A 9,459-nucleotide genomic window follows, 5' to 3' on the forward strand; every position below is an offset into this window, starting at 1 on the left:
CGACGCGCTGTCGGGCGATACGCAGCAGTTCCCCGATACCGGCTTCCAGGTCGCTCCAGTGATGCACGGTCTGATGAGGTGCGCCGCACAGAACGGGTCTCGGCAGCTGCGCCCCGGTCGCGCAGCGACCGTCACCACCGCCGTCCGGGCGCCCGCACGCTTCTGGACCTCCGCCGGCTCCTGCCCATCAGGACGGCCGAGGCCCCGCAGCGCGGCGCCGCCCAGCGGGGTGGAGGGCTCCAGTGTCACGATGTGGTGTATCCGCCGGTCCCAGCGTCAGGCGTACGGGAAGGCGCCGTTACAGTGCGGGCCGGATCGTTGTGATGCGTACGTTGTTCCGGGGGGCCGCATGCTCAATCGCCGTTCTGTCGTACTGGTGGCCGTCGGCTGTCTTGTGATCTCTGCCTGTTCAGGGGGCGGTCCGCATTCCGCCAAGCCCGACCGCTCCCCGACAGGCACACCGACGAAGCCAGTGCCTTCTGCGACTCCTTCCCCCGCACTGCCGACGCCGGGCACCACCGGCGCGATACCGGACACCGCCCGGCTGCGGGAGCTGGCCCTGCAACCGGGTGACACCGCCGGCGTCAGCGCAGGGGCATCCGGGAGCCACGACGTGCACCCGAACGAGCTCAGGCCCCTGTCGCCGGCGGAACGGTCCACCCCCTGCTCGACCATGTGGGGCCTGCTCCGCCAGCACGGCGCCCAGGCCGCGATCAGTCAGACCTTCGACACCGACGAACCCGGCAAGCCGCAGGTGAACCTCCTCGCGTCCCATACCGCGGCAGGAGCCGAAACCGTCTTCTCCCAGCTGCGCTCGGCCGTCGCTGCCTGCCCCTCCGCCGGTGAGGACGGCCGAACGGTGGCCGTGCGGTACGAGGACCTCGACGGAACGGGCTTCCCCGAGGACACGATCCGCATCAGGATGACGATCACCGATGAGGGCGCCACCGAGCCCCCCGAGGTCATCGACCGGATCGTGACCCGAGTCGGAGTGTGCATCGCCGACCTCTCCGGTATGGGGCCGGAGCCGTATCCGCGCCTGGCCCAGGGCCCCGCCCTCCGCCAGATCGAGCGCCTCCGCGCAGCACAGGGCCTCTGAGCCGGGGCGGACTGCGCCGGCTCCGGTCGCTCGGCGCCTCACTGCGGCCGGGTGCGCCGCGTCCCCGCTCGGGGGTTCAGGGCGAAAGCATGTCCATCATGACAGGTCAGAGCCGTTTTTCGTAGGACGGAACGCACAGTTCGCGAGGCTTGTCCGGTCCGTTCCCTGCCACTCAGAATCTCCCTCGTGCGTCATCCGGAGACAGGGGGAATGGTGACGATCGATCACGATGCGGTGCTTCGGGCCCGTGTGCTGCTGCTGGGGTCCGGCCGGCCGAGTCGGGCCGAACTGGTCGGCGCGTACCGGGTTCTGGCCGAGGTGAGTCCGAAGGCGTACGGGCCGAAGCTGGTCGACGCCCTGCTCGCGCTGCGCTACGACAGCCGGGATCCGAAGGTGGACGTCGCGCTGGCCGCCGAGGCGTCCCGGGCCGCTCGCAGGATGGAGGCCGGGGCGGCGAAGCGGGCGGAGCGGTTGTGCCGGGCCCTGGACGCCTACCAGGCTTCCCTGTTCGCCCTCGGGCGCCGGGCGGAGGGGCGCGCGATCTGTGAGGAGCTGGCCGAGGCCGGCCTGAGCAAGCCCCTGGCGGGCGTTCTGGCCGAGGAGGGGCGCTTCAGGGAGGCCGCGGAGCTCGACGAAGAGGCAGCCCGGAACGGGATCCCGGATCACTCCTTCTGGAACATGGTGCGGTGGGCGGCGAACCTGGAGGGCGCCGGGCTGCACGACGACGCAGCGAGCGTCTTCCGCGAGCTCCTCGAGGAGACCCGGCGCGAGGCGGCCGAACAGCGCACCTCTCTGGCGATCCTCACCTGGGAGCTGGTCCACTTCTCCCGGATGCGGGAGACCGCCGGGGACGGCGCGGGTGCTGCGGCCGCCCGGCGGGAGGCCCTGGGTGTCCTGGAGGAGCTCGCGAACACGGGCGAGCCGGAGAGCTGGAGTTGCATCCTGGGGTGGTGGAGGACGCTCTTCGTCCTGTCGGGCCGGGCGGCCGAACCCGCCGCGAGCCCCGAGTCCCCGATGCCGCCGTTCGGCACGGGGCTCGGATGGTCGCGCGACGTACGGGACGGTTTCCTCGGCATGCTGCCGGGCCTCGAAGCGGAGGCGGCGAGACTGCGCGAGACCGACCGGCTGCCCGAGCTGGTCGACGTCCACCGCAGGATCGCCATCCGCGCGGCCGTCCGCGAAGGCGACCAGCCGTACCTGTTCGAGGAGCGGTTCAGGCCCTGCTTCGACGAGGGCGTGACGCTCGCCCGCCGCCTTCCCGACGACCCCGCCCGCCTCGCCCGCGCCCTCACCGACCGGTCGATGTTCCTCGTCGCGGCGCGCTCCTTCGCACCCGCACACGCCGACTTCGCCGAAGCCGTCGCCCTCTTGGACCACGGCCGAGGCTGATTATCTCCTCGCTGAAGACGCGGAAATCTATGGCGGCCAGAGTAGACATTCGGCGGCGGGGTGGTTATGGTTTCTCTCGTAACGCAGAGAGACCGCAGGGCTCGGCAGAGACGAACTGCCGGGCAGCAGTACCAGCAGTACGAGTAGTTGCAGTGCGCAGGACGGTGCGGTGGTGGAGTTTCGAAGCCAGAGCGGTTGCAGGACGGCGACGGGACTGACGACCGGACCGGGTGGCCCGCAGTGATCAGGGGCCGCCGCGAGCAGTACCCGTAGCGAGTAAGTGCAGTTCGCAGTACCAGCAGTGAAGTGGTTGAGCAGCACCTCGGTGAAGGCGTCGGCTGCGGGCGCGCGCACCGGGAGGTTCGGCAGTGGGGTTCTAAGCCAGAGCAGACGCAGGATGGGCGACGGGGCTGGCTGCCGAAGTGGCGCTACAAGAGGCCACAGCAGTACGCAACACCAGCAGTAGGCAACACCAGCAGTACAGGAAGTTCGCAGTACAGCGGTAAGAGCAGTACCCGCGTTGCAGCAGTTCGCAGTTCCCGTTTGGCAAGCGATCGATCCAGAGGGAAGAACGGAGGAACCAGACGCCATCAGGATCGCCCGGACGCCACGCGAGTCCGGGTACCGCAGGACATCGAAAGCGAGGTGGTCTCCGGTCACGCATCCGCGATCCCCGCACCCCCGGCGGAGTTCAGTCCGGGCGGGCGGAAACAGAAGGCCGGCGCAGCATCAGGGCCGGCAGATGGTGTAGCAGTTCCTTCGGGGCCCGGGTGCCAGATGGCACCCGGGCCCCTCCACGCGTTCCACAGAGAGGTGCAATGACAGCAGACGACTCGTTCGGCCGTCTCGATGACGACGACTACCCCGCCTACACCATGGGCCGGGCCGCCGAGATGCTCGGCACCACCCAGGGATTCCTGCGCGCCATCGGCGAAGCCCGCCTCATCACCCCCCTGCGCTCCGCCGGCGGCCACCGCCGCTACTCCCGCTACCAGCTGCGCATCGCCGCCCGTGCCCGCGAACTGGTCGACCAGGGCACCCCCATCGAGGCGGCCTGCCGCATCGTCGTCCTCGAGGACCAGCTCGAGGAAGCGCAGCGCGTCAACGCCGAATACCGCCGCTTCGCCAAAGGATCGAATCCGACGGCCGCGGCGTGAGCCGGAGCGCGCCTGCCGGCCGGCGCGCCCGTCCACACCTCCTCCCACCGCCTGCCGCGTACCGGACGTCCTCCCGCACCGCAGCGCCTGCCGCGACGCCCCGCCCGTGTGACACACCGGGCAGGGGCGTCACTCATGTCGGGGCGGCCCCGTGTCGCCACCGGGCCCGTGCCGCCGCATCGCGTACGCCTACGCCGAGGCGAAGCGGGACGGCACCGCCTTCGGGATGCCGACGCGAGGGCGGCGGGTCAGGTCCGGGTGACGTCGTAGCCGAACCGCGCTGTCCGTCCGGGCCTTGACGGCCACGTCGTCAGGGCTCCGCCACGCTCCTCCAGGGCGTCAGGCACACCCCCGAAGATGAGCGCCGGCTCCCGATTGCCGGCCGGCGGCATCGGCGCGGGCCCGTCCGGGCCGGATTGGGTCAGGGACGCTTCCGTCCACCCGAACCCCCTTCCCCTGACCTTCGCGGTGCACCGAGAGTGGTCACCGCCCCCAGGGAGCGACACGCGAACCCGGAGTCCGAGGCGGCACACCGGGCGCGGGCCACCGGCCAATGACAGCCCGTCAGGCCGGGAGCACGTCCTGGTCGGGATCAGCGCAAGAGAAGGGAGTCGTGATGGCACCACGTTCACGACAGTTCAGCAGACGTCAGGCACTCACCGCCTTCGCCGGAGTGGCAGCCGCTTGTGCGCTGCCGAACTGCACGGTGCTCAGCCGGCCCGCATACGCGGCGAGCGGCGCCGTACCCGCCGCACCGCCCGAGGGATCCGGCCTGCCGGACACCGAACGCGGCAGGGTCGTCTGGGCGTACCGGACCGGCGGCCGCGCCGTCCGCACCGCTGCTGCCGCGGCCCTGGTGGGGAGTGCGGCGGACGTGAGGGCGTTCCTCGACGAGAAGCTGCCGGCGGCTCGTGCCGAGGACAACAGGTTCACGCTCACGCAGTCCCTGGTCATGGCGGGCAGGGCGACGCGCGAGGGGATCGGTACGGCGCTGTCGGGCGGCACGGCGGCGGTCGAGGCCTTCCTCCGGGGCGGATTCGAGGCCGCGGTGCGCGAGGACCTGAAGGTCGCCGTGACCACGGTCATGGCCCACGGGGGCCGTGCCGTGAAACGTGATGCATCCGCTGCGCTGGGGGTCGGTTCGGACTTCGCGTTGCGCGCCTTCCTCAGCGGCGGGCAGTTCACCGCTCACGAGGAGGACGAGCGGGTGCAGGTGACGTCCATCCTCGTGACGGCGTCGCCGCAGGTGCGGGAGTACGCCGAGCGGGCACTGACCGACGGGACACCGAGGGCGATCCGGTGGTTCCTCGAAACGGGCCAGTACATCGCCCGGGCCCGTGACGAAGAGACCGCGACGATCCAGCAACTGGTCAAAGTCGTGGAGGCGGAGGGGCAGCGCGCCGGCCGGAAGACCGACGAGGCCGTCGAGCTGTCCCAGCAGGCGGTCAAGGCTGCCGAGAAGGCGAAAGAGGCGGCGCTGGAGGCCAAGGCCGAGGCCGAGGCCGCCAACCAGGACGTCCAGCGCTCTGCCCGGGCTGCGAACAAGGCGGCGCAGGCGGCCCGTGGCGCAGCAGCCGCCGCGTCGACCGCGGTGTCGGCCTCGCGGACGGCGCAGGCCGCCGCGCAGCGTTCGGTGGCGGCAGCGCAGGCCGCCGCCGCAGCGGCCGCGTCGGCAGGCCGCGCCGCGGCCCGGGCGTACCAAGCTGCGATCGGGGCCTCCAAGGACGCGGCGATGGCGGACGTGGCCCGATCGGCGGCGCAGGCTGCCACGGCCATGGTCAAGTTCGTCCGCACGGTGGCGCAGAAGGCCGATCTCGCGGCGCTGGCCGCCGAAGCGGCGGATGCCGCAGGAGCGGCTGCGGCCGGCTCGGCCGTCAACGCCGCCGCTGCCGCTCGGGCATCGGCCGACGCGGCCGTGGCCTCCGGCGCCGCACAGTCCGAGGCCGCCACCGCGCAGCGGGAAGCCGCCGTGGCAGAGGCCGCCGCGGGCAGGGCGACGCGGGCCGCGAACAAGTCGCGGACCCTGGCCGGGGAGGCGGCCACGGCGGCCCGCGCGGCGCGCGACGCGGCCAACAGTGCCGCCGATCACGCCGAGAAGGCCGCCGCGGCCGCTGTGGAAGCGGCGAACCACGCAGGCCAAGCGGTCGACTACGCGAACCGCTCGACGGCGGCCGCCAACGCGGCCGTCGAGGCGGCGAACAAGGCAGCCGAAGCCGTCGACAAGGCACGCGCAGTCGAACAGACGGCTCGTGAGGCCGAGACGTCCCGGCTGGCCGAGGAGACCGCCGAGGCGATCGAACGCGCGCGGCTCGAGGCGAGCGCGGAAACGAACCAGCTCGAACGGTACGACCGGGAGCGGACGCAGGAAGCGCGCCTGTCCGAAGAACTGCTCGCGCTCATCGGCTCCGCGGAGTCGGCGCTGAAGGCCGGCAGGACCGCGGAAGCCGTGGCCGCCGGACGCAAGGCGGCGGTCCAGCTCATCGGACGGGCCGGAACGTGGACCCGGGACGCCGCTGAGTTCGCGCTGGCCGGCTCCGACGAGGACGTCGTCCACTGGATCGACGCCGACCGCCTCATCGCCCTCCAGCAGGACAACGTCGAGAACGTCGCAGCCATGGCGGCGATTTCGACCAAGAACGTGGCCCTGGCGGCCGTGGAGGTGCTCAAGACCGAGAACCCCGCGAAAGCAAAGGCGTTCCTCGAAAGCGGAGCAGTCGAGGCGGCCAAGGAGGACAACCGGGTCGAGGTGACGACGACCTTGGCCGACGACAACACCGGCCCCGCGGTGCGCCGTGCGGCCGTGGCCGCGCTGGAGAAGGGCACCGCCCAGGCCCTGCACGCCTTCCTGCACGTCGAGCGTGCCGCGGCCGTCCGCGAGGACGACCGGGTGAAGGCCACCACCCTCCTGGCGAACGGAGGCCCCTACGTCAAGGCGGCCGCCAAGATCGCGCTCGAAGGCGACACGCACATGCTGCGCCAGTTCATCGGCACCACGCAGCACGAGTTCGCCCGTATCGACCATGACCACGCCACGCACATCAGCGCGATCCGTGCGCTGATCGCGGGTGCGGCGAAGGTGGCGCAGGAAGCACAGGAGAACGCGGCACGGGCTTCCGAGGCGGCCGCCCTCGCACGCGACGCCGCCGCCAAGGCGGCCGAGTGGGCCGACCGTGCCAAGGGTTACGCCGCGGCCGCCAAGCTGTCCGCCGAGGAGGCGCGCAAGAACGCCGTCGCCGCCGAGGGGTCCGCGGCCGCTGCGGCACGCTCCGCCGAGACCGCGCGTCAGGCGGCCGCGGCAGCGCGCAGGGCGAGCAGCGTGGCGCGGAGTGCGGCGAGCCGCGCCGTGCGGTCCGCCACCGAGGCCGCTTCCTACGCCTCGGCTGCTGCGGCCTCGGCTGCTGCGGCCCGCAAGGCATCGCTCGCAGCCGGAGAGAGCGCCGGCGCTGCCGCCCAGGCCGCGTTGGAGGCCAAGCACCTCGTCATCCAGGCCGCTGTGCGCGAGGCGGTCCAGAACGCGCTGGACAACGCGAAGGTCCCCATCGACCCGGGCAAGATCGGCCTCCCGGAAGGCGCCGAGAGCTGCCTGACGCCGTTCGGCGCACCCATCGAGTCCGGCAACAGCACCAATCCGTGGGAGCTGGGCTGGAGCTGGCTCACCGGAACGGGCTCCCGGTCGCAGTGTTTCGGCCCCAACGACGATTTCACCCGCATCTACCGTGAGCACGAGCACACGCAGAAGGTCCTCGCCGTCTTCGCCGGCCTGACGCGGGACGGGAACTTCGAACTCGGCCGCTCCTACAAGTCCAACTACTCACTCGGCGGCTTCGACGGTGCGGGGAAGTACCTCAAGGACTACGGGACTCTCACCACGGCCGGTCTCACGGGAAACCTCGCGTACACGTTCCTGGGCTCGCACCAGGTCCGGATGACTCCCTTCCGCAAGAACGCGGACGGCTCCGTCGTGTGGCGTTACACCGCCTACAACGAGTCGACCATCGAGTCCGCGACCCACCCCCCGGTCATCGGATACACGGACTGGTGGAGCAACTCCGTCGGTTCCCTCCTCGACAAGATCGTCGGCGACTCCGGTCCGATGTCGCCCAAGACCCAGGTCATCGAGTTCGACGTCACCCTGGGGCCGTGATGTACGGCAGGACCGGCGAAAGGCGGCTCCTCGCCCTCCTGGCCCCGGAACGTGGCGGAGTTCCCTCCCGGTCCTGACGGACCGCCTTCCCTGAAACCCACCGAGGTGGCGGCACCGCAGATGCCGCGCGCCGCCGCCCTTCCGATATGCCCCCTGATCGATCTCCACTCATAGGACTGTGATGACATCACGCAACGCATGGACGCGCATTCTGGGAACCGCGACGGCGGCCGGTGTTCTGGCATGGGCCGTGCTGGCCGGGGGCCAGCCCTCCGACGCCACCGCCGACCCCGTCGCCGACACGACGCCCGGATACGCCGTCGAGGACTACAACTACCCGAACGCCGACAAGATCCTGGCGGAACAGGGCATCCTCCTCAAGCGGGGCGACGGCCACATCGTCCTCGCGGACTGCCGGAGCGAGGAGAACCTCCTCAAGTTCCTCGCCCGTGACCGTGCGGACGTCTGCTTCAAGGTCATCGGCGACGAGGGCTTCCTGACCTTGGAGATCAAGTCGGTGCACGGAGTACGGACCGATGCCTCCGGCAACACCCACCTCGCCATGACCGCCGAGAACGACCGCGTCGAATACGACATCCCCGCGAAGACCTGGGAAGGGGTCGGCGAGTCCGTCGACGGCCGGGAGCACGTCCTGGTCGAGATCCGCATCACCAAGTAGCCCCCCGCCGGCTTTCCACGAGGCTCCCGATCCTGTCGAGGGTCACGTCACCCGCCGACCACCGGTCCCGCGCACAGCACGACCGACTGTGGCGTCTGCGCTCACCGCATCCTGTTCCCGAAGGAAACTGCACATGTCCGCATTCCGTCCGCGCACCGCGCGGATGTCAGGCCTGCTCGTCACTGCCACCGCGGTCGCCGCGGGCATCGTTCCCGCCGGCTCCGCCCAAGCCGTCTCCGGCCAGGAGGCCGCGGCCGGCCAGCACGCCGCCGTCGTCAAGCTGAACATCGGCGATGAGGCGAACGGCCGCGGATGCACCGGCACCGTCGTCGACGTCTCCTGGGTCCTGACCGCCGCGAGCTGCTTCGCCGCGACGCCGGGTACCGCGCTCCCCGCAGGTGCGCCGGCGCTCAAGACCACCGTGACCCTCGGAGACGGCAAGCGCGTCGCCGTCTCCGAGCTCGTCCCCCGCACCGACCGGGACGTCGTCCTGGCCCGCCTCGCCACTCCCGCCGGCGGCACCGCACGCATCAAGCAGGCGAGCGCCGCCCCGGCAGCCGGCGCCGATCTGACCGCCGTGGGCTTCGGGCGCACCAAGACCGAGTGGGCGCCCGTCAAGGCGCACACCGGCGCGTTCACCCTCAACGCCTCCAACGCCACCACCCTGACCCTCACGGGGAAGGGCACCGACTCCCTCTGCAAGGGCGACACGGGCGGCCCGCTGCTGAACGCCGCCGGTGAGCTGGTCGGCGTCAACAGCCGCTCCTGGCAGGGCGGCTGCCTCGGCACCGACCCCGCGGAGACCCGCACCGGCGCCGTGTCCGTACGCACCGACGACCTCGGCGGCTGGGTGGAGGAGACGGTACGGCGTTCCATCGCACAGCGTGATGTGAACGGTGACGGCCGCTCCGACGCGGTCATGGTCTACCACCACGCCGACGGATCGATCGGTTTCTACAGCTCTCTGGCCAAGGCCGACGGCGGTTTCGGC

General features: G+C 71.4%; 6 protein-coding genes. All 6 read left to right on the forward strand.

The window, feature by feature from the left end; translation table 11 throughout:
• The first annotated feature begins 472 nt into the window (after nucleotides 1-472).
• The gene (locus AB0D45_RS15865) at nucleotides 473-1,099 is read left to right on the forward strand and encodes a hypothetical protein (protein ID WP_362459018.1); all 627 of its coding nucleotides are present in this window, start codon (nucleotides 473-475) and stop codon (nucleotides 1,097-1,099) included.
• A gap of 210 nt (nucleotides 1,100-1,309) precedes the next feature.
• Nucleotides 1,310-2,488 (forward strand): hypothetical protein, encoded by a 1,179-nt coding sequence (locus tag AB0D45_RS15870; RefSeq protein WP_362459021.1) that lies wholly within the window; start codon nucleotides 1,310-1,312, stop codon nucleotides 2,486-2,488.
• Nucleotides 2,489-3,306: 818 nt separating this feature from the next.
• The gene (locus tag AB0D45_RS15875; RefSeq protein WP_362459024.1) at nucleotides 3,307-3,645 is read left to right on the forward strand and encodes a MerR family transcriptional regulator; all 339 of its coding nucleotides are present in this window, start codon (nucleotides 3,307-3,309) and stop codon (nucleotides 3,643-3,645) included.
• Between the two features lie 616 nt (nucleotides 3,646-4,261).
• Nucleotides 4,262-7,789, forward strand: a complete 3,528-nt coding sequence (locus tag AB0D45_RS15880) for an ALF repeat-containing protein (RefSeq protein WP_362459027.1) — start codon at nucleotides 4,262-4,264, stop codon at nucleotides 7,787-7,789.
• 181 nt (nucleotides 7,790-7,970) lie between these two features.
• Entirely contained in the window at nucleotides 7,971-8,468 is a 498-nt protein-coding gene (locus AB0D45_RS15885; protein WP_362459030.1) for a hypothetical protein, read from the forward strand.
• Nucleotides 8,469-8,601: 133 nt separating this feature from the next.
• On the forward strand, nucleotides 8,602-9,459 hold an 858-nt coding region (locus AB0D45_RS15890), incomplete at its 3' end, for a S1 family peptidase (protein WP_362459033.1).

This window comes from Streptomyces sp. NPDC048352, from assembly GCF_040651895.1.
Classification (GTDB): domain Bacteria; phylum Actinomycetota; class Actinomycetes; order Streptomycetales; family Streptomycetaceae; genus Streptomyces.